Here is a 19,868-nt window from a genome sequence, read left to right as displayed (position 1 = left end):
CACTTTCGTCAAAACACTTTACGGCGCAATTTCCATCGCAGCTGTCTTCAACGCTGCGGCAACGCGTCCAGATCAAATCCCGCGCAGACGGTCCGTATCGCGGCGTTCTTTCTTGGTGGGGCGTCCGCGCCGCTTTCGCGCTGCGGTAGGGCAGCCGCCGTCATCTCGGACGAAGAGGCTGGCGCTGGCGACAAATCTTCATAGAGAAGCTGGGCTTCCGGAGCAGGACCACGCCGCTCGCCGGGCAGAAGCACTTTATAAACGAGGATGCGGCGATCAAGCGTGATGGTCAGCACATCGCCGATTTTCACCTGATGAGCGGCCTGCTCGATCTTATCCCGGTTGACCCGGACCTTGCCGCCGACGGCGAGTTTCGCCGCCAGCGATCTTGATTTGACCACGCGCGCGAAAAACAGCCACTTGTCGATACGCTGTCTTCCGCTGTGTTCGCCGGTCATCTTACTTCTTCATCTGCTCCTTGAGAGCCAGCAGCTTGGCAAACGGCGAGTCGGGATCGATCCGTGCCGGACGTTCCTGTTCGAAACGCTTGTTGCCATTAGACGCGCCATGGGGGGCAGCGTGATCGCGCTTCGGCTGGCGATCACGACCGCCACCGTCACGCGGCTTGCCCTTGAAGCCTTCGCGCTTGCCCTGACCTTCGCCGTCATGGTTGTGGCGCTTGTTCTTGTCGAAACGCTTGCCGCCACGCGCATTTTGCTCGTCGCCGCCTTCGGACTTGCGCGCCTCGTTTTGCTGGCCGCGATTGTGCTGGCCACCATGACGCTGACGGTTGTTCTGGTCCTGATTGCGGCTACGACCTTCGAAACGGCCCTGACGCCACAGGAGAACCGGCTTCGGCTCTTCCGCAACCGCGTCACCGGCAGGTGCAGCGGCTTCTGCAGCAGGCGCTTCCGCCACAGGTGCGGTCTCTTCGGCCTTCACTTCAACAGCGACAACCGGCGCAGGCACCGGTTCCGCCGCAGGCACGGCAGGCTTTTCCGCTTCCGCTGCAACAGCAGAAACGGCAGCGCCTGCATCCTTGGCGGCAGCTTCGGCAGCAAAGGCATCCAGTTCCGCAAGCTTGGCGGCAACATCGCCAGCTTCCATCGCCTCATGGCGATAGCCCAGGCTTTTCAGGATTTCTTCCATGTCTTCAGTGGTCGCACCGAGGATCGACATCATGGCAGGCGTGACGATGAAACGTCCGCCGTCATAAGCGCCATCCGGACGCGTACCAGAACCCGGACGCCAGGCCAGAGCCGGACGGATGAGATCGGCAAGACGCTCCAGAATATCGATGCGAACCGCACGACGGCCCAGCACGCGATAGCCTGCCAGACGATAGAACATCGGATCGAAAGCCGGATCGACCACAACCGAGGTACGACCAGCGGCCAGAACATTGACCACATCGCCGTAACCGGCACGCTCGCGGCCATCGTTCTTCAAGGCCCAGAGCAGCGTGATGAGACCGGCGGGAGCCGGCTTCAGCAGCATGGGCATGAACACGTGATAGGCGCCGAAGCGCACGCCGAGGCGACGCAGTGCCGCACGCGAATCCTGATCGAGACCGCGCACTTCCTCCACCACCTCACGGCGCTGGAGAATGCCGAGATTCTCAACGATCTGGAAAGCGAGACCGCGCGTCATGCCGGTCAGCGCGTCGGCGCCGGCCAGATCGGTCAGAGGCTTCAGAACGGTTTCGATGTGGTGAGCCACGAAACGATCGATGCGCGCAGCAACCTTGTCCCGTGCAGGACCGGTGAGCTGTTCGTCGGCAAGGATAACCGTGCGCGGCTTCATAATGTCGTCACCGGCGACCAAAGATGCAACGGTTGCACCGACCCAGCGCAACACACCGTCCGAACCAAGCGCGAAGTCTCCGTTGGGAGCAGCCGCAAAGCGCTCCGCACGGCGATCGAACTCGGCGGCCAGCGCCTTTTGCGCAGCCGTCTTCACCGCCTTCGCGTCTGGCCCCTCGGCCTGGACGTCGGCGGTGAAACGGAATCCTTCCAGTTGCCCAACATTGTGGCCTTCGACACTCACGTCCCCGGCCGGGCTGATTTCTGCTTCAAGCATGGCATTCTCTCTCAGGCGCCTCATAAGCACGCTTGTCCTGCGGTCTACAAAGCGTTTCGTCAACCTTTCATGAAGCGCGTCGGACAATCTGTCCTCTATTTCGCGCGTCTTTTCCTGCCAGTGTGTCGGATCGGCAAGCCATCCGGGCCTGTGCGACACAAAAGTCCAGGTTCGAATTTGCGCCACACGGTGCGACAGAGTGTCGATTTCCCCCTCTGTACTGTCGGCGCGGCGCACCTGTTCGCTCATATAATCTTCATCGACGCTCCCTCGGCGCACTAGATCCTGATAGATAGACGCAATGATATCGGCGTGTTGTGCCGGTGCGATCTTACGATAATCCGGGAGTGCACAGGCATCCCACAAAAGTTCAATCCGCGCCGGTGTTGTCGCGAGGCGCACAATCTCTCCGTCTTTCGACAGATTTTCAAGCGCCTGCTGGTCGACAGCCGGCAAAGCCTTGGCCAGCCCCTCGACTGGTGCTGGTGTTTCCAGTGATCGGCGCAAGGCTTCAATCGACGAAAAGTCGAAACGCTCCGTGCGCCATTGCAGCACTTTCACCGGATCGAAATTATGCGCTTCCACCCGTTCGACCATCTCATCGTCGAAGGGCTGCACCTGTCCCGTTACGCCAAATGTGCCATCGCGAAGATGACGACCGGCACGACCGGCAATCTGCCCCACTTCGGCTGGCGTCAGATCACGGAACTGATAGCCGTCGAATTTGCGGTTCTGCGCAAAGGCCACATGATCGACATCGAGATTGAGCCCCATGCCGATGGCATCGGTCGCGACCAGAAAATCCACATCGCCGGACTGATAAAGCTCGACCTGCGCATTGCGTGTGCGCGGCGACAAGGCCCCCATGACCACCGCAGCCCCGCCGCGCTGGCGACGGATCAGCTCGGCAATGGCGTAAACCTCGTCGGCGGAAAAAGCGACGATGGCCGAACGGTTCGGCAAGCGCGTGATCTTTTTGGAACCGGCATAGGCCAGATGCGACAGGCGCGGACGCGTCACCACATTGATGCCGCGCAGGAGCTTTTCCAGAATGGCGCGCATGGTGGCGGCACCGAGCAGGAGTGTTTCCTGCCGTCCGCGCAGATGCAAAATGCGATCTGTGAAAATATGCCCGCGTTCCAGATCGCCCGCGAGTTGCACCTCGTCGATGGCGACGAATGCCACATCGGTGCGGCGCGGCATGGCTTCGACGGTGCAGACGGAATAACGCGCAGTGGGCGGGACGATCTTTTCCTCGCCCGTGACCAGCGCGACATTGGCGACGCCCACCCGCTCCACGACACGATTATAGACCTCACGCGCCAGAAGGCGCAGCGGCAGGCCAATCATGCCGCTGCCGTGCGACAGCATGCGCTCGATGGCGAGATGGGTTTTGCCTGTATTGGTCGGCCCCAACACCGCAGTCACGTCGCGACCGCTCAAGCTCAGCGGCAAATCATGGGCAGGGCGTTGGTTCATGCCAATAATTGATTCCCGGTACAAGCACCCCAACATGCAACTGGGGTGCCGATTGTCGTGTGTTGCGATAGCACTATACGACCTTGGCCGAAAGCGCTCCTGTTAAGTTTAAGCCGCCCGAGTTTTTACATAGGCAGCCTGACAGTTTTACCAAACGCCCGATTTTAACAAAGGGTCCAATTTAACGAATAGAACGACTCTGGAACGAATCGGCTACGAATCGCTGACTCTGATTCCTTCGCCTTTTGTTCACGGCAACATATGGTAACCGGATTTTCGATAGGCACCATATGCTGAATCTCCCCTGCGTAACATCCTGACACAAACAGAACAGAACACCAGCGCCGTTAACTTTTGACCAAAGCGCGTCAAGAGTGAGCGATGACAGTTTGAGCAGCGTAAAGAAAACTTAACAATTCCTAATAGTTGGTTATCGAACATCAAGCCGCCAAAGCCGTTTTCATTAACCTTTAGGCCAAAGCCGGAACGAATCGGCGACGAATCGGTGATCGATCAATTTTCCCTCTTTGTTCTCACCACATCTGGTAGGCTTTTGCCAACCGCACCATATTGAAACATCAGCTGACGCAACGATACACCCTAAAATGAACAGAGAAGGCGTTTGGCGTTAACCTTTGAGCGGGTGATCCAAAACAGCCCCGCCCCTCATTCGCTATCAAACCTGTGTTTGCGGACATAAAAAGGCAGGCTGCGGAAACCCACAGCCTGGCCGAAAGATAAAGCAGGTCGGAAACGGATCAGTCGCGCTCGACACACATGGCAACACCCATGCCGCCACCGATGCAGAGTGTCGCGAGACCGCGCTTGGCATCGCGGCGTTTCATTTCATAAAGCAGCGTGGTCAGCACACGCGCGCCGGAAGCGCCAATTGGATGACCGATAGCAATTGCGCCGCCATTGACGTTGACGATTTCCGGGTTGAGACCCAGATCACGAACCACGGCGCAGGATTGCGCGGCGAAAGCTTCATTAGCTTCCACCAGTTCCAGATCGGCCACCGTCCAGCCAGCCTTTTCCAGCGCCTTGCGCGTGGCTGGGATCGGACCCGTCCCCATGATCGAGGGATCGACGCCAGCCGTTGCCCAGGAAACGATGCGCGCCAGCGGCTTGACGCCACGCTTGCTTGCCTCCTCGGCTTCCATCAGCACGACTGCCGCAGCGCCGTCATTGAGGCCGGATGCATTGCCCGCCGTAACCGTGCCTTCCTTGTCGAAAGCTGGCTTCAGCTTGGTCAGCGCTTCGAGGGTCGCGCCCGGACGAATATATTCGTCGGATGAAACGACAACATCGCCCTTGCGCGTCTTGACGGTGAACGGGACGATTTCATCCTCGAACTTTCCGGCCTTCTGCGCCGCTTCTGCCTTCTGTTGGGACGCGAGCGCGAATTCATCCTGATCGGCGCGGGTCAGTTGCCACTGGCGCGCAATGTTTTCTGCGGTGATCCCCATGTGATAGCCATGAAACGCATCGGTCAGTCCGTCCTTGATCATGGTGTCGATCATTTTGAAATCGCCCATCTTCACGCCGCCGCGCAGATGCGCGCAATGCGGCGCCATGGACATCGATTCCTGACCGCCAGCGACGATAACTTTCGCATCGCCCGACTGAATCTGCTGCATGCCGAGCGCAACGGCGCGCAAGCCCGAGCCGCAAAGCTGGTTGATCGCAAAGCCCGTTGCTTCTTTCGGGCAGCCAGCCGCCATAGCAGCCTGACGCGCCGGGTTCTGCCCCTCGCCTGCCGTCAACACCTGTCCGAGAATAACCTCATCGACGTCATCAGCAGCAACGCCTGCCCGTTCCAGAGCCGCCTTGATGACCGCCGCGCCCAGCTCATGGGCGGGAACAGTGGCGAAAGCACCGTTGAAGGAGCCCACCGCCGTACGCGCGGCGCTGGCGATAACGATAGCTTTCGGATCGGTTGCGGCAGTCATGCTATTCCTCCGTGACAAACTGTTGCGACAGAGAAAAACCAAAAAGCGCGCCTTGGCAAGGATTACATCAAACCTTCAGCAAAGCGAAAAGCTGTTTCTCCGAAAACGAGGTACTTTAGCGGATGCGGATCATCTGACAGGCGCTAAACTAGCTGCATTGAAACAGGAGAGTTCCCCATGGTCCAACTCACGCTCGATCAAGCCAATTCCATCATCGCGACGGCCTTTGCCAAGGCCGCCGAACTGAAGCTCAAGCCGCTGGCGGTCTCGGTTTTCGATGCAGGTGGCAATCTCAAGGCGTTTCAACGTCAGGACGGCACGTCGATCCTGCGCTTCGAAATCGCATCCGGTAAGGCTTTCGGCGCTCTGGCGATCGGAAGCGGTTCGCGCTGGCTGCACAATCAGGCCAAGGACCGCCCGCATTTTCTGGAAGGTCTCTCCGGCGTCTCCGGCGGCAGAATCGTTCCTGTGCCGGGCGGTGTCATCATCAAGAATAGCGATGGAGAAATTATCGGCGCTGTCGGTGTTTCAGGAGATACGTCCGACAATGACGAAACTGTCGCCGTTGCAGGAATAGAAAAGGCTGGCTTTGCTGCGGATGCAGGCTGAGCAGAACAGGAGAAAGGCCGCGAAATACTCGCGGCCTTTATTTTTGATCTGTCATCGTAAGTTCTTGCTCGCAAAATGCGCAATAGCCCGTGCGCTGTTTTCATCCAATCGCCCGTCAAGATTTGGTGTATCAGACATGTGCCTAGAAAAAGAATCGCTATGACAAGTACTGTCCATTACATTAAAAAGTGACGATACAGCTCTAAGAGAAATACCAGAATTTAATAAAACAGCTCTAACGAGATCATCCATTGATAGCCACCCTTAAATAAATTTATAATAAACAATAACTTTCAAGGGCGACATTAAGGCGGAAAAATGTCCGGTCAGTTTAGGGTGGCTGTTTCAGGTGATTTATTCTTTGTTTCTCTAAAATTCCAAAAGATAATAAAAGAAAACGCCGCTTCCGGTTTCCCGGAAACAGCGTTTTTGAAACCTGTCTGCTAGCCGCGGTAACCGCAGCGTCAGACCTATTCCTTAGCTTCGAGGACCTGACGGCCGCGATACATACCGCTCTTCAGATCGATATGATGCGGACGACGAAGCTCGCCCGAGTTCTTGTCCTCGACATAGGTCGGGGCCTTCACAGCGTCAGCCGAACGGCGCATGCCGCGCTTCGACGGAGACGTTTTTCTTTTAGGTACTGCCATGGATCCAGCTCCACTGATCGGTCAATAAACGTCCGGCACGGCCCCGGTGGAGCCTGTCACAGCGGACAAAATTCCGGAAAGTCAGGTGCCTATACACGCTCTTGCGGGCTTTGACCAGCCGGAGTCTGATCTTTTTTTTCATGACCCGCATTTATTGTACGCAGGTCACATAGGGGCCGGAGCGCACCGCGCGACCGGCAACGACCCGTGCGAGGCGCTGCATGTTGCGGGTCGGCTTGGCCGGATTGCGCAGCGCCGGATTGGGCAGCGTCACGGCGAGAAGGGCTGCCTGCTGCGCATTGAGCTTTGCCGCCGGTCGCTTGAAGTAATGCTGCGCGGCGGCTTCGATGCCATAAATGCCCGGTCCCCATTCGGCGATATTCAGGTAAATCTCCATGATGCGCCGCTTCGACAGAATTGCATCGGCGGCCAGCGCCAGCGGAAATTCCAGCCCCTTGCGAATGAAAGAGCGTCCATTCCACAGGAAGAGATTTTTCACCGTCTGCATGGTGATGGTGGAAGCCCCCCGGCTTGGACCGCCCTCATCATCCAGCACGATGCTCAGTTGATGCCAGTCCACTCCGCCATGGCTGCAAAACTGACCGTCTTCCGCCATCATGACCGAATTGATCAAATGCGGGGAAATATCGTCGATGCTCACCCATCGCCGGTCCACATCCTGCAACAGGACATAGTCCTTCACCATCAGCATCGAGACCGGGCGCACGAAGGGAACCGAATAGACAAGCAGGAGAAACAGGGGCAACACCGCCAGCACCACCAGAAAGCGGAAGGCGAGAACAATCCGGCGCCCCCACACGGGATCAGCCAGGTAATTGCGCCCGTTTTTGCTCTTGATGATGATTTTGGCCACGTCCACCGCCTGATGTACTCCCCCAGCGACATAAACCATTCTTTAATAATATAGAACCCGATTCCATAATCCTGCGTTGGAAACAAGCTGGAAACACAACGTTTGATGACCGTCTGATGAAAAAGCCTGTGCTGATCGATATGCCCAGTTGACCAAATTAGCGCTTTCGTCCATGCCGATCATCATGGAAAATGTGACTGTCGAATTCACCGATGCCCTCAACCGTCGCGCCCACGAAGTAGAGACGACGCTGATCGGGCTTCTTGACGAGCGCCTGCGCACCGGCGAGATCGCCCGACCGGAACGGCTGATCGCGGCCATGCGTCACGGTGTGCTGAATGGCGGCAAAAGACTGCGTCCGTTCCTCGTTGTGGAAAGTGCGGCCTTGTTCGGCAAGAGCGGCGATGCCGTCTTGCGGGTCGCGGCTGCACTGGAATGCATCCACTGCTATTCGCTTGTCCACGATGATCTTCCGGCCATGGACGACGATGATCTGCGCCGCGGCCAGCCGACAGTGCATAAGGCGTTTGATGAAGCGGCTGCGATTCTCGCGGGCGACAGCCTCCTCACCTACGCCTTCGACATTATTGCCGCTGACGAGACCGATCTCGATTCCTCCGTGCGCGTAAAACTGGTTTCCGCCCTTGCCCGCGCTTCCGGCCTTGGCGGAATGGCGGGCGGGCAGGCCCTCGATCTGATGGCCGAGACAAAAAAGCCAGACGAAGCCGGTATCATCACGCTTCAGGCGATGAAGACCGGCGCGCTGATCCGCTTTGCCTGCGAAGCAGGAGCCATCATCGCCGATGCCTCCTGCGAAGATCGCGAACGCATGGCGGAATTCGGTTCGGCCATTGGTCTCGCCTTCCAGCTTGCCGACGACCTTCTGGACGTGACGGCAGACGCCGCTGCAATGGGCAAGGCAACGGGCAAGGATGCGGCTGCTGGCAAGGCCACGCTTGTGGCGTTGCATGGCATCGACTGGACGCGCAAGCAATTGTCCGGCCTCGTCGCCCAGGCGGAAAGCCTGCTCGCGCCGTTCGGCAAGGATGCCGACATTCTCAAGCAGGCCGCGCGCTTCATCGCCGAACGCCAGAGCTGATACTCAGAGATCGTCCTCTCGAACCTTGATCAGAACGACATCATCGACGGAAAGTACGCGTCCATCCTGTGCGCGCACGTCGAGCTTTGCGATGTCGTGACCGGACACGCTGTCCACCAGCCGTGAATGCGGCTCCTCCGGCGTAAACAGATGCTTCTCGCCCCATTGCCGTAACGCGACGACCACTGGCAGAAGATCGCGCCCTTTCGCAGTCAACCGATATTCCTGATGCGCGCCGCCATTGGGATCAGGCACGCTTTCCAGAATGCCCTCGCCCGTCAGCTTGCGCAGACGCTCGGCCAGAATATTGCGCGCAATGCCCAGATTCTTCTGAAAGGCACTGAAGCGCGTCACATCGTCAAACGCCTCACGCACGATCAGCAGCGACCACCAGTCGCCGATCACATCCAGCGCCCGCGCACTGGGGCAATAGTCGCCTTTCAGGCTCTTCTTGCGAACCATCTCACTCCATCCATTCAATTTGGTTGCAATATAAAACCTATTTGGCTAAAAACAAAATGGTTTCATAGTAAAACCAAAATTGCTGGAGTTCATCATGCAGATCTCTCCCGACGCGGCAGCGCAAACTGCCGCGAACAGTGACGCGCGCCCATCACTATCCACCCCAACGCTTCTTCTGTTTGCCATTGCGAGCGGTCTTGCCGTTGCCAATGTCTATTTTGCGCATCCGCTTCTGGATGTGATGGCGGACGATATAGGGCTAGACCGCTCCACGGCAGGACTGATCGTCGGTGCCAGCCAGATCGGCTACGGGCTGGGCCTGATCTTTCTGGTGCCGCTCGGCGATCTCTTCGACCGGCGCAAACTGATCGTCGCGCATTTTCTCCTGTCCTCGCTGACACTTGCCGCCGTAGGCATTGCCGGACAACCATCCTTGCTCTTTCTCGCGATGGCAGCGACCGGCCTTCTTGCCGTGGTGACACAGGCCCTCGTCGCCTATGCCGCAAGCCTTGCCGAACCGGCGCGGCGCGGCCATGTCGTGGGGATTGTGACCAGCGGTATCGTGCTTGGCATCTTGCTCGCCCGCGCGGTTGCAGGCGCGCTAACCGACCTTGGCGGCTGGCGCAGCGTCTATCTCAGTTCAGCGGTGATTACCTTTCTGATCGGCCTCATGCTCTGGTGCAGCCTGCCGCGCCAGATCCGACAAGCCGCAAGCGTTTCCTATCCGGCGCTGATCCTCTCGCTCGCAACCCTTTTCAAAGAGGAGCCCGTGCTGCGCATCCGCGCTATCATCGCCATGCTGATCTTTGCCGATATCACCACCCTGCTCGCACCGCTGGTAATGCCGCTGAGTGCACCGCCCTTTGAATTGAGCCATGCGGAGATCGGCCTCTTTGGCCTTGCGGGCGCCGCCGGAGCGCTGGCCGCCTCACGGGCCGGGAGTGCTGCGGATCGCGGCCATGCACAGCGCATGACCGGCGTAGCACTCACATTGATGCTGGTGGCGTGGGTGCCTATCGCCCTGCTCGGACAGTCTTTGCTGTGGCTGGTCGCGGGTGTTCTGATCATCGATTTCGGCCTACAGGCAGTCCATGTGACCAATCAGGCGATGATCTATCGTGTGCGCCCGGACGCCCAGAACCGGCTGACCGCTGCCTATATGGTGTTTTATTCCATCGGCAGCGCGACTGGCTCGGCGGTTTCAACCTGGGTCTATGCCCATGCGGGCTGGAATGGCGTGTGCCTGCTTGGCGCAGGCATCAGCCTTGCCACACTCGTCTTCTGGGCGGCAACACTAAAAACAACACCAGAAGCTGCGACGCGCGCAGTAACCTGCTCGGCTTAGCACTACAGTTGCAAATTCGTCAGGCCGTGGCGAAACGAGTGATTTTTGAGCACCGGAGCGGAGCGTACTTCAATGTACGTGAGCACCGGAGCGCAGGAAATTGCGCGTTGCAGACCGGCATCACGAAGAATGCAACTGTAGTGTTAATTCTGTCCGGCAGCCATCTTCTGCCCAAGGCCGAAACGGTTCTCGATATAATCGGCAACCATCTTCTGGAACTCTTCGGCAATGGCAGGGCCGCGCAAAGTGGTGACCTTCTTGCCATCGACAAACACCGGCGCGGACGGCGTTTCGCCCGTGCCGGGAAGAGAAATACCGATATCGGCATGTTTCGATTCGCCCGGACCGTTGACGATGCAGCCCATCACCGCGACTGAAAGTGCTTCCACGCCCGGATATTTTTCGCGCCAGACCGGCATGTTGCGGCGGATATCGTCCTGAATGGTCTGCGCCAGTTCCTGAAACACCGTCGATGTCGTGCGTCCGCAACCGGGACAGGCTGCGACAATCGGGATGAACTGGCGGAAGCCCATCGTCTGCAGAAGCTCCTGCGACACCTGCACTTCGCGGGTGCGGTCGCCGCCAGGTTCGGGGGTCAGCGAAATGCGGATCGTATCGCCAATGCCCTGCTGCAGCAAAATGCCCATGGCCGCCGACGAGGCGACAATGCCCTTGGTGCCCATGCCAGCCTCGGTGAGACCCAGATGCAGCGCATGATTGGAACGCTGCGCCAGCATCGTATAGACGGCGATCAGGTCCTGTACCTGGCTGACCTTGGCCGACAGAATGATCTTGTCGCGGCCAAGACCGATTTCCTCGGCCAGATTGGCGGAAATCAGCGCCGACTGCACGATGGCCTCGCGCATGACTTCCTGTGCGCTCAATGGCGCGCCCGCATCCTGATTGCGATCCATCAGTGTGGTCAGCAATTCCTGATCAAGCGAACCCCAGTTGACGCCGATACGCACCGGCTTGTCGTAGCGGATCGCCATTTCGACGATATCGGCGAACTGCTTGTCCTTCTTGTCCTTGAAGCCGACATTGCCCGGATTGATGCGATATTTCGCCAGCGCCTCCGCGCAGGCCGGATGATCGGCGAGCAGCTTGTGACCGATATAATGGAAATCGCCGACCAGCGGGACATTATGGCCGAGACGCTCCAGCCTTTCGCGGATTTTTGGCACGGCGGCAGCGGATTCGTCGCGGTCCACCGTGATACGCACAATCTCGGAACCCGCGCGATGCAAGGCTGCGACCTGCGCGACGGTGGCGTCCACATCCGCCGTATCCGTATTGGTCATCGACTGCACGACGACCGGCGCATTGCCGCCGACGACAACGCCGCCGACACTGACGCCAACCGATTGGCGACGAGGGAAAGGATGCGAGAAATAGCTGACGGTCTCGGAAGACATTTTGCTCTGTTCTTAACTGGGTCTGCACTTATAAGGATTTCGATCTATATAATCACTTGCCGACGCATTGTCGCCCTCTCATTATGCGCGCCATCATAAACGAGGATGCCAGACCATGACCGACGCAACTGCCCGCAAAACCGCTATTGTCACCGGCTCCAATTCAGGGATCGGCCTTGGCATCGCCCACGCCTTGGCGGCTGCGGGACACAACGTTGTGATCAATTCCTTCACCGACCGCGACGAAGATCATGCGCTGGCCCGCATGCTGGGCGAGGAACATGGCGCAAGCGTGGTCTATATCGCAGCCGATATGTCGAAGGGCGACGACTGCCGCAAGCTGATCGCCGATAGCGTCAAGGCTTTCGGCAGCGCCGATATTCTGGTCAACAATGCGGGCATCCAGCATGTCGCCCCGGTGGAAGAATTCCCGACCGAGCAGTGGGACCGCATCATCGCGATCAACCTGACCTCCGCCTTCCATACATCCGCCGCCGCCATTCCGCATATGCGCGCGAGCGGCTGGGGACGCATCATCAATATTGCATCCGCCCACGGACTGGTCGCCTCGCCGTTCAAGTCGGCCTATGTTGCGGCCAAGCATGGCATTGTCGGCTTTACCAAGACATTGGCGCTGGAACTGGCGACCGCGAAGATCACCGCCAATTCCATCTGTCCCGGCTATGTGCTGACGCCGCTTGTGGAGGCGCAGATTCCCGATCAGATGAAAGCGCACAACATGGATCGTGAAACGGTGATCCGCGAAGTGATGCTCGATAAACAGCCGACGAAGGAATTCGTCACCACCGCGCAGATCGGCGCGCTTGCCACCTTTCTCGCCACCGATGCCGCTGCGCAGATCAATGGCGCGGCCCTGCCGGTCGAAGGCGGCTGGACGGCGGAATAAAAAGCATTTCCAGCAAAAGTGCGAAGCGCCTACGCGGGGAAATCAGTCCACTGGACTGATTTCTGATCCCGCTTCGGTGCGCTGGATAATGCGTAAAAATAGAGACTAAAGCGTGTCGCATTTATTCGGCCTCATACCCAGCAGCCTTAAAGAAGTTCTGGCATTCATTGATGGAGAAGAGACTGATGATATCGCCAAGTGCTTTTGAGATGGCGTCGAAGCTGCGTGCTGCTCGCTTTCTCAGAAGTGCTTTGAGTTTTGAGAAAGCCATTTCGATTGGGTTCAGGTCCGGCGAATAGGGCGGCAGGAAGAGAAACCAAGCGCCCTTTGCCTTGACGAGTTGCTCAGCCTTCTGGCTTTTGTGGAAGCCGACATTGTCGAGGATGACTATATCACCGGCTGACAGTGTCGGCACAAGCTGTGTCTCGATCCAGGTTTCGAAGATGCGGCTGTTCATCGGTGCATCGACGATCCATGGCGCGGTCAGGCCATGGCAGCGCAGTCCGGCAATGAAGGTCTGTGTCTTCCATTTTCCGAAGGGCGCATAGGCGGCAAAGCGCCTGCCTTTGGTAGACCATCCGGTGCGTTTTGTCAGGCGCGTATTTGTGGAAGTCTCATCGATAAAGATGAGACGCGACAAGGCCTTGTTGAAGAACCGCTTTCGGCGATTGATCCAAAGATCACGCGTCTTGGCGATCTCTGGTCTACGCTGCTCGCTTGCCTTGAGGCTTTTTTTTATTACTCAGCCCAAGTCGGTGTAGAAATCGCCCGGCCGTGGCGCGGTGGACTTCAATACCGCGCTCCGCGAGCGCAACGCACAGTTCGTCCAAAGTCGTTTCGCCACGGGCGGACATCTGCTCGCGGACCCAATCACCATGAGCCAAAAGCTTCACACTACCAGGCGGGTGGCCCTGCCTGGCGGCGGCCAGACAGCCGGATGACCGATGCAGGATCATCATGTTGTTGACGAACCGAGGCGAAACACGGAAATGCCGAGCGGCTTCCCGGTGACTATTGCCCTCATTCACAAACGCAACGACACGCTCACGCAACTCAATCGGATGCGGCTTGCCCATGGTGCATCTCCTTCCATGAGACAAGTGAATCACAGATCAAGCCAAACGGGAATCCCGAAGCCGGTTAACAGCGACATGCTTTAATGCTTCTGATCAGCGTAGCGGGCGAGACTGGAAAAGGCCAGCACAACAAGAAGCAGGACTGGCAGCGCGATAAACACCACGCCGAAACCGCTATGTTTGGCAACAAAGCCGATCAGCGACGGCGCCACCAGCATGCCGGAATAGCCAAGCGTGGTGGCAATCGACAGGCCGACGCTCGGATTCACGCCCGGTATGTTTCCGGCCATCGAAAAGGCAATCGGCACCATGTTGGAAATGCCGATGCCGCAGATGGCGAAACCGACCAGCGACACATAGGGATCGGTGGAAAAGCCGACGATCAACATGCCGATAATGGCAATCGTCGTGCAGGCGCGCAGCGTGCGCACCGCGCCGAAACGGTCACGCACCAGATCGCCCGCAAAGCGCATCACCGCCATGGAAAAGGAGAAGGCCGCAAAGCCGAAACCCGCGAGCGTGACCGACGCGCCCAGATCCTGGCGCATGTGATAAGCGCTCCAGTCAATGATCGCGCCTTCCGGCACCATCGAGAACAGGGCCATCACACCCACCAGCCAGGGCAGCGGATTGCGCGGCAGGGTGAGCTTCTGCTTTTCGCCGCTTGGATGGTGGAACTTGTCGGCAATGATCGATGGCCACGCGACAGCAATCATTATCGCCGCAGCGATGGTCGCGACCAGCGCATGAACAGTCGAGCCGAACTGCGTGATGAGAAAGCCGCCTGTCGCTGCGCCGATAAGCCCGCCGAGGCTCCAGAATGCATGACAGGACGACATGATGGCGCGGCGCATGGATTTTTCCACGGCGACCGCATTGGCATTCATCGCCACATCCATCGCAGCCATGGTGCCACCGAAATAGAACATCACGATGACCGCTGTGACCACATTTGGCACCAGCGCAATAATCAGTAGCGCCGGGATGAAGGCCAGCGCGAAAATGCGTGCCACCGCGCCGGAACCGCGCTGCGCCGACAAAGCGCCTGCCACGGGCATCATGGCCAGCGAGCCGACGCCGAAGACGAGGATCATAAGCCCCATGCCTGCGCTATCCAGCCCAAGGCGTGCGGCGAATTCTGGAATTTTCGGAGCCCAGCCGCCAAAAATATAGCCGTTAGCCAGAAAGAGCAGCGCGACAGCGACACGCTCTTTGGTGATCATCGGCGCGCGTGATGGCGCGGTATCTTCCCGTCCGGAAACCTGTTCCATGTGTCCCTCAGCCACGGCCTGTTGCCGCGCGTAATATATTCACGCCCGCCGCCACAAAAGGCGCGAGCAATTTCTCATCGGCATCCTGTTCAACAGCCATGACACCAATATCATCCAGCGAGACGACATCATGCGCTGCAACAGTGCCAAGCTTGTCATTGGTGATTGCCAGTACGACAGACCGGCTGCGGCTGGCAATGGTGCGCTTGAACTCGGCATCGTCCAGAAAAAGAGCCGTAACGCCGATTTCCGCCGCAACGCCGCAGGCACCCAGCACGCACAGATCAGGACGCACTGTTTCCGCATCGCGCAAGGCCCGCGCGCCCACCGCCGCACTGACACGGCGATCAATCGGCCCGCCGATCGTGATCACCTCTATTTCCGACGACTGAAGCAAAATAGCGGCAATCGACGGCGTATTGGTAACAACTGTGAGCGCCTCGCCGCGTTCCACCAGAAGCCGCGACAATGCCGTGTTGACCGAGGACGCGTCCAGAAACACCGTCATGCCCGGCTCAATCAGACCAAGCAGCACACCCGCCAGCGCCGCCTTGGCCGCCGTGCGTTCCCCGTCGCGCTCGGCCAGCGACAGCGATGACGGTGCAGCTTTCAGAGCGCCGCCGTAAACACGCTTGCAGAGACCGGCAGCCGCCATATCACGCAGATCGCGGCGTATCGTGTCTTCCGACACGCCAAAGCTCTCAGCCAACTCCGTCGCCAGCACGCGACCCGACTGCTGCAACAGGTCCTGAATACGCGCCTGTCTTTCGTGAAGCAAAAGCTCCGTCGCCACTTAATTCTCCCAACAAGCATAAACATGCATAAATCGGCACAAACATGCATAGCAGAATTTGCACATACTGCAAGCGCAAACAAAATGCCGCGCCTTTTGACAGGCGCGGCATGGGATTTCCGATGGTTTCACTGCTGCGAAAGCGACCGTTCGGTCTGACGGGCGCTACGCCTCCCCCTCATCCTGAGCCTGTCGAAGGACGAGGGCAGGCGCCGTGCATTTCCCTCGCCCTTCGAGACGCCGTTTTCAACGGCTCCTCAGGATGAGGGAAAAGGAGGCGTCGGGTACTGCGACCCCAAATCGCCCCGCTTCCGTTGAACCAAGAATTACACCGAATAGACGACCAGGAGATCTTTCGCATCGATCTGCTCGCCGGGGCGCACCAGCACTTCGGCAATGGTGCCGTCGCGCTCGGCATGAATTGCCGTTTCCATCTTCATCGCTTCGATGGAAAGCAGCACATCGCCCTGCGAAACCTTCTGGCCGTTCGTCACCGCCACCGTCGAGATGACACCCGGCATTGGCGCGCCGACCTGTTTGTCATTGCCGGTTTCCACCTTGCGACGGACACCGCCAGAGGCGCCCTTGGCGCGGTTCGGCACCTTGATGCGGCGCGGTTGGCCGTTCAGTTCGAAGAACACGGTGACCATGCCCTTCTCGTCGGTTTCGCTCATCGCCTGATTGACGATCACCAGCGTCTTGCCACGCTCCAGATCGACGAAAACTTCTTCTTCCGGCTTGAGGCCGTAGAAATAAACCGGCGTAGGCAGAACACTTGTCGGGCCGTAGGTTTCCTGCGCGGCTGCGAAATCCGTGAACACTTTCGGATACATCAGTGCCGAAGCGAATTCCTGATCGGTGATCTTGCGGCCCACGGTTTCTTCGAACCCGTTGCGCTCCGCATCGAGATCGGCAGCGGCCAGCAGCGAGCCGGGACGCACGGTGAACGGCTTTTCGCCCTTCAGTACTTTCTTCTGAAGTGCTGCCGGCCAGCCCGAAGGCGGCTGCCCCAGATCACCGCGCATCATCGAAACCACCGAATCCGGGAAGGCGATATCCTTGTCCGGGTTCTCGACATCGCTGACGTCCAGATCCTGGCTGACCATCATCAACGCCATATCGCCCACCACTTTGGAGGACGGCGTGACCTTGACGATATCACCGAACATCCGGTTCACATCGGCATAGGCCTGCGCCACTTCATGCCAGCGGGTTTCGAGGCCCAGCGAACGCGCCTGTTCTTTCAGATTGGTGAACTGGCCGCCCGGCATTTCGTGCAGATAGACTTCCGAAGCCGGTCCCTTGAGGTCGCTTTCAAAGCCCGCATATTGATTGCGTACCGCTTCCCAATAGAAGGAAATGCGGCGGATCGATTCCGGGTCGAGACCCGGATCACGCTCGGCGCCGTGCAGCGCTTCCACGATGGAACCGAGGCAAGGCTGCGAAGTGTTGCCCGACAAGGCATCCATCGCCGCATCGACCACATCCACACCCGCATCCACCGCAGCCAGCACTGTCGCGGCAGAAATGCCGGACGTGTCATGGGTGTGGAAATGAATCGGCAGATCGGTTTCCTCCCGCAGCGCCTTGAACAGCACCCGTGCAGCAGCAGGCTTCAAAAGGCCCGCCATATCCTTGACGGCGATAATATGCGCGCCTGCTTTCTCGACCTCTTTCGCCAGATTGACGTAATATTTGAGATCATATTTGGCCCGGTCCGGGTTCAGAATATCGCCCGTATAGCAGATGGCGGCTTCGCAGAGCTTGTTTTCCTCCAGCACCGCATCCATCGACACGCGCATGTTCTCAACCCAGTTGAGGCTGTCGAACACGCGGAACAGGTCGATGCCGCCGCGCGCGGCTTCGCGCACGAAATACTTCACCACATTGTCCGGATAGGACTTGTAGCCAACGCCATTGGCGCCGCGCAGCAGCATTTGCAGCAGCAAGTTTGGCGCGCCTTCACGCACCTGCGCCAGACGCTCCCACGGATCTTCCGTCAGGAAGCGCATCGAAACGTCGAAGGTCGCTCCACCCCAGCACTCCAGCGAGAACAGGTTCGGCAGCGCCTGCGCATAGGTATTGGCGATGCGCGCAATGTCATAGGTGCGCACGCGGGTGGCCAGCAGCGACTGGTGACCGTCGCGCATGGTCGTATCGGTGACGAGAACGCGCTTTTCATTGCGTACCCATTCGGCAAACTTCTTCGGTCCGAGACTGTCCAGAAGCTGCTTGGTGCCGTCCGCAACCGGCGTATCGCCGAACCACGGCACGCGTGGTTTTGCAGCATCCTTAGCCGGCTTAGCGCGTCCCTTGGTTTCAGGGTGACCGTTGACCGTCACATCGGCAATATAGGTCAGAAGCTTGGTGGCACGGTCCTGCCGCTTCACCTGCTCGAACAGTTCCGGCGTGGTGTCGATAAACCGCGTCGTATAGTCGTTCGACTGGAATTTCGGATGGTTGATGATCGCTTCGAGGAAGGTGAGGTTCGTCGCCACGCCGCGAATGCGGAATTCACGCAGCGCGCGGTCCATACGGCGGATGGCTTCCAGCGGCGTCACGCCCGAAGCCGTGACCTTCACCAGCAGCGGATCGTAATAGCGCGTGATGAACGCTCCCGAATAGGCCGTGCCGCCATCAAGGCGAATGCCGAAGCCCGAAGCCGAACGGTAAGCCTGAATGCGCCCGTAATCGGGAATGAAGTTCTGTTCCGGGTCTTCCGTCGTGATACGGCACTGCAGCGCATGACCGTTGAGCCGGATATCTTCCTGACGCGGCACGCCCGATTCCGGCGTACCAATGGCAGCACCTTCCAGAATATGGATCTGCGCCTTGACGATATCGATGCCCGTCACCTGCTCGGTGACCGTATGCTCAACCTGAATGCGTGGATTGACCTCGATGAAATAGAACTTGCCGCTATCCGCATCCATCAGGAATTCGACCGTGCCCGCGCCGATATAATCGGTGGCATGGGCGATCTTCAAACCGTAATTGGCAAGCTCCTGACGCTGCGCGTCGTTGAGATAAGGCGCAGGCGCCCGTTCCACGACCTTCTGGTTGCGGCGCTGGATAGAGCAGTCGCGCTCGAACAGATGCACCGCGTTGCCATGCGTATCGCCCAGAATCTGCACTTCAACATGGCGCGCGCGCTCGATGAGCTTTTCAAGATAGACCTCGTCCTTGCCGAAGGCTGCCTTGGCTTCACGCTTGGCTTCCGTGACCTCGCGGGCGATATCGGCTTCGGAACGAATGGCGCGCATGCCGCGACCGCCGCCACCCCAGCTGGCTTTCAGCATGACGGGATAGCCGACCTGTGCCGCAAGCTTCTTCACCTCTTCCATATCGTCCGGCAGCGGATCGGTGGCTGGCACCACCGGCACGCCGATTTCGATGGCCAGATTGCGCGCTGCAACCTTGTTGCCGAGACGGCGCATGGTTTCCGGCTTCGGACCGATGAAGATGATGCCGTTTTCGGCACAGGCCTCGGCGAATTCCGGGCTTTCCGACAACAGGCCGTAGCCCGGATGAATGGCGTCGGCGCCGGAAAGCTTGGCGACGCGGATGATCTCGTCGATCGACAGGTAGCTTTCGATCGGCCCCAGATCGCGCGCCAGATGCGGTCCACGACCGACCTGATAGCTCTCGTCCGCTTTAAAGCGATGCAGGGAAAGTTTGTCCTCCTCGGCCCATATGGCCACCGTTTTGAGCCCCAGCTCATTGGCGGCGCGGAATACGCGAATTGCGATTTCAGATCGATTGGCGACCAGAATTTTCCTGATAGGCAAGGCAGATCTCCCTAACTGCAAAGACGAAGGCGCCATTGCTTACCTTGCAATATGATCAAGCGCAAACAA

15 protein-coding genes and 1 pseudogene are annotated in these 19,868 nt (G+C 58.6%); 4 read left to right on the top strand and 12 right to left on the bottom strand.

Features of this window, described 5'->3' with window-relative positions; translation table 11 throughout:
- Positions 1-72: 72 nt before the first annotated feature.
- The 3 genes and pseudogenes from WIX40_RS15750 to WIX40_RS15740 form a co-directional block, all read right to left on the bottom strand.
- A pseudogene (locus tag WIX40_RS15750) lies at positions 73-458 on the bottom strand (RNA-binding S4 domain-containing protein).
- Position 459: 1 nt separating this feature from the next.
- Positions 460-3,558 (bottom strand): helicase-related protein, encoded by a 3,099-nt coding sequence (locus WIX40_RS15745; protein ID WP_339440583.1) that lies wholly within the window; start codon positions 3,556-3,558, stop codon positions 460-462.
- A gap of 758 nt (positions 3,559-4,316) precedes the next feature.
- Positions 4,317-5,510, bottom strand: coding sequence for an acetyl-CoA C-acetyltransferase (locus tag WIX40_RS15740; RefSeq protein WP_339440581.1), 1,194 nt, complete (start codon positions 5,508-5,510; stop codon positions 4,317-4,319).
- A gap of 177 nt (positions 5,511-5,687) precedes the next feature.
- Here WIX40_RS15740 and WIX40_RS15735 point away from each other — a divergent pair, with 177 nt between their 5' ends.
- Positions 5,688-6,119, top strand: a complete 432-nt coding sequence (locus WIX40_RS15735) for a GlcG/HbpS family heme-binding protein (RefSeq protein WP_339440579.1) — start codon at positions 5,688-5,690, stop codon at positions 6,117-6,119.
- A 470-nt stretch (positions 6,120-6,589) separates the two neighbouring features.
- Here the strand turns inward: WIX40_RS15735 and rpmF are convergent, their stop codons facing one another.
- Positions 6,590-6,769: a 50S ribosomal protein L32 gene (gene rpmF, locus WIX40_RS15730; RefSeq protein WP_339440578.1), complete on the bottom strand. Its 180-nt coding sequence runs from the start codon at positions 6,767-6,769 to the stop codon at positions 6,590-6,592.
- Between the two features lie 151 nt (positions 6,770-6,920).
- Positions 6,921-7,643 (bottom strand): monofunctional biosynthetic peptidoglycan transglycosylase, encoded by a 723-nt coding sequence (gene mtgA / locus WIX40_RS15725; protein WP_171318714.1) that lies wholly within the window; start codon positions 7,641-7,643, stop codon positions 6,921-6,923.
- 184 nt (positions 7,644-7,827) lie between these two features.
- On the opposite strand from mtgA, the gene WIX40_RS15720 reads away from it, so the two are divergent.
- Positions 7,828-8,742, top strand: coding sequence for a polyprenyl synthetase family protein (locus tag WIX40_RS15720; protein WP_109370316.1), 915 nt, complete (start codon positions 7,828-7,830; stop codon positions 8,740-8,742).
- A 3-nt stretch (positions 8,743-8,745) separates the two neighbouring features.
- Here the strand turns inward: WIX40_RS15720 and WIX40_RS15715 are convergent, their stop codons facing one another.
- Positions 8,746-9,204, bottom strand: a complete 459-nt coding sequence (locus tag WIX40_RS15715) for a winged helix-turn-helix transcriptional regulator (protein ID WP_121538609.1) — start codon at positions 9,202-9,204, stop codon at positions 8,746-8,748.
- Positions 9,205-9,298: 94 nt separating this feature from the next.
- Here WIX40_RS15715 and WIX40_RS15710 point away from each other — a divergent pair, with 94 nt between their 5' ends.
- Positions 9,299-10,549 carry an MFS transporter gene (locus tag WIX40_RS15710; protein ID WP_121538611.1) on the top strand — a complete coding sequence of 417 codons (1,251 nt, stop codon included), beginning with the start codon at positions 9,299-9,301 and terminating at the stop codon, positions 10,547-10,549.
- Positions 10,550-10,692: 143 nt separating this feature from the next.
- On the opposite strand, the gene ispG is transcribed toward WIX40_RS15710, so the two are convergent.
- Complete coding sequence (gene ispG, locus WIX40_RS15705) at positions 10,693-11,964, bottom strand: flavodoxin-dependent (E)-4-hydroxy-3-methylbut-2-enyl-diphosphate synthase (RefSeq protein WP_339440576.1); 1,272 nt, start codon at positions 11,962-11,964, stop codon at positions 10,693-10,695.
- Between the two features lie 115 nt (positions 11,965-12,079).
- Here ispG and WIX40_RS15700 point away from each other — a divergent pair, with 115 nt between their 5' ends.
- A complete protein-coding gene (locus WIX40_RS15700; protein ID WP_339440574.1) occupies positions 12,080-12,871 on the top strand; it encodes a 3-hydroxybutyrate dehydrogenase in 792 nt (263 codons plus the stop codon).
- 121 nt (positions 12,872-12,992) lie between these two features.
- On the opposite strand, the gene WIX40_RS15695 is transcribed toward WIX40_RS15700, so the two are convergent.
- The 5 genes from WIX40_RS15695 to pyc form a co-directional block, all read right to left on the bottom strand.
- Positions 12,993-13,511: an IS630 family transposase gene (locus WIX40_RS15695; protein WP_011982875.1), complete on the bottom strand. Its 519-nt coding sequence runs from the start codon at positions 13,509-13,511 to the stop codon at positions 12,993-12,995.
- A 64-nt stretch (positions 13,512-13,575) separates the two neighbouring features.
- On the bottom strand, positions 13,576-13,947 hold the full coding sequence (locus tag WIX40_RS15690) for a transposase (RefSeq protein ID WP_339439678.1): 372 nt from the start codon (positions 13,945-13,947) through the stop codon (positions 13,576-13,578).
- An 80-nt stretch (positions 13,948-14,027) separates the two neighbouring features.
- Complete coding sequence (locus tag WIX40_RS15685; protein WP_339440572.1) at positions 14,028-15,218, bottom strand: MFS transporter; 1,191 nt, start codon at positions 15,216-15,218, stop codon at positions 14,028-14,030.
- Positions 15,219-15,225: 7 nt separating this feature from the next.
- Positions 15,226-16,011 (bottom strand): DeoR/GlpR family DNA-binding transcription regulator, encoded by a 786-nt coding sequence (locus WIX40_RS15680; protein ID WP_339440570.1) that lies wholly within the window; start codon positions 16,009-16,011, stop codon positions 15,226-15,228.
- Between the two features lie 326 nt (positions 16,012-16,337).
- Positions 16,338-19,835, bottom strand: coding sequence for a pyruvate carboxylase (gene pyc, locus WIX40_RS15675; RefSeq protein ID WP_339440568.1), 3,498 nt, complete (start codon positions 19,833-19,835; stop codon positions 16,338-16,340).
- Positions 19,836-19,868 lie beyond the last annotated feature (33 nt).

Origin of the sequence: Ochrobactrum teleogrylli, assembly GCF_037482325.1 — a bacterium.
Lineage (GTDB): Bacteria > Pseudomonadota > Alphaproteobacteria > Rhizobiales > Rhizobiaceae > Brucella > Brucella teleogrylli.
The sequence above is the reverse complement of the archived record's forward strand: the minus strand, read 5'-3'. Positions and strand labels throughout refer to the sequence as shown.

Coding starts and splice junctions, on each gene's coding strand:
- pyc (WP_339440568.1), bottom strand. CDS start 19,835: ATGGCGCCTTCGTCTTTGCAGTTAGGGAGATCTGCCTTGCCTATCAGG.
- ispG (WP_339440576.1), bottom strand. CDS start 11,964: ATGTCTTCCGAGACCGTCAGCTATTTCTCGCATCCTTTCCCTCGTCGC.
- WIX40_RS15690 (WP_339439678.1), bottom strand. CDS start 13,947: ATGGGCAAGCCGCATCCGATTGAGTTGCGTGAGCGTGTCGTTGCGTTT.
- WIX40_RS15745 (WP_339440583.1), bottom strand. CDS start 3,558: ATGAACCAACGCCCTGCCCATGATTTGCCGCTGAGCTTGAGCGGTCGC.
- WIX40_RS15720 (WP_109370316.1), top strand. CDS start 7,828: ATGGAAAATGTGACTGTCGAATTCACCGATGCCCTCAACCGTCGCGCC.
- WIX40_RS15700 (WP_339440574.1), top strand. CDS start 12,080: ATGACCGACGCAACTGCCCGCAAAACCGCTATTGTCACCGGCTCCAAT.
- WIX40_RS15735 (WP_339440579.1), top strand. CDS start 5,688: ATGGTCCAACTCACGCTCGATCAAGCCAATTCCATCATCGCGACGGCC.
- WIX40_RS15710 (WP_121538611.1), top strand. CDS start 9,299: ATGCAGATCTCTCCCGACGCGGCAGCGCAAACTGCCGCGAACAGTGAC.
- WIX40_RS15740 (WP_339440581.1), bottom strand. CDS start 5,510: ATGACTGCCGCAACCGATCCGAAAGCTATCGTTATCGCCAGCGCCGCG.
- WIX40_RS15685 (WP_339440572.1), bottom strand. CDS start 15,218: ATGGAACAGGTTTCCGGACGGGAAGATACCGCGCCATCACGCGCGCCG.
- WIX40_RS15715 (WP_121538609.1), bottom strand. CDS start 9,204: ATGGTTCGCAAGAAGAGCCTGAAAGGCGACTATTGCCCCAGTGCGCGG.
- rpmF (WP_339440578.1), bottom strand. CDS start 6,769: ATGGCAGTACCTAAAAGAAAAACGTCTCCGTCGAAGCGCGGCATGCGC.